This window comes from Variovorax sp. Varisp36 (assembly GCF_047304235.1).
Taxonomy (GTDB): Bacteria; Pseudomonadota; Gammaproteobacteria; order Burkholderiales; family Burkholderiaceae_C; genus Variovorax.
Genome location: NZ_JBGLYU010000105.1, coordinates 1 through 684, shown reverse-complemented (window position 1 = coordinate 684; position 684 = coordinate 1). Strand labels below are relative to the sequence as shown.

Genomic DNA, 684 nt, shown 5'->3' with positions numbered 1-684 from the left:
CTGGGCTTCGGCCCCTTCGGCCAGACGACCTACTCGCCCAACAAGGCGCGCTTCATCCTGACGCTGACGAAGACGCTGTAAATAAAACAACGAGGTGCGGCCCAAGCTGCCGCACCATTTCATTTCCATCCGAAGGAGAAAACTCATGAAGCTGGTCACAGCCATCATCAAACCGTTCAAGCTCGACGAGGTGCGCGAAGCACTGTCGGCCATCGGCGTGCAGGGGATCACCGTCACCGAGGTGAAGGGCTTCGGCCGCCAGAAGGGCCACACCGAGCTCTACCGCGGCGCGGAGTACGTGGTCGATTTCCTGCCCAAGGTCAAGATCGAGGCGGCCGTCTCGGACGACCTCGTCGACCGCGTGATCGAGGCCGTCGAAGGCGCGGCACGCACCGGCAAGATCGGCGACGGCAAGATCTTTGTCTACAACCTCGAACAAGTCGTTCGCATCCGCACCGGCGAAACGGGCCGCGAAGCCCTCTGATCGAGTCCAGGCCCGAAAGAACAACGATTATGAAAAAACTGCTTGTCTCTCTTGCGTTCGGTTTGAGTGTGCTGGCTGCCGGCACCACCGCCCTTGCACAAACGCCCGCGGCCACGGCCGAGGCGCCCGCTGCTTCGGCATCCGCACCCGCGGCGGCTGCCCCTGCGGCAGCGCCCGCCGCGGCTGCGGCCGCCGCCGCC

At 64.3% G+C, this 684-nt stretch carries 1 protein-coding gene; it reads left to right on the top strand.

What is annotated here, in order from left to right; translation table 11 throughout:
* The first annotated feature begins 145 nt into the window (after positions 1 to 145).
* On the top strand, positions 146 to 484 hold the full coding sequence (gene glnK / locus ACCD11_RS28365; RefSeq protein ID WP_007833403.1) for a P-II family nitrogen regulator: 339 nt from the start codon (positions 146 to 148) through the stop codon (positions 482 to 484).
* Positions 485 to 684 lie beyond the last annotated feature (200 nt).

What these genes read in the sequence shown, in the direction of transcription:
- glnK (WP_007833403.1), top strand. Translation starts at nt 146, where the DNA reads ATGAAGCTGGTCACAGCCATCATCAAACCGTTCAAGCTCGACGAGGTG.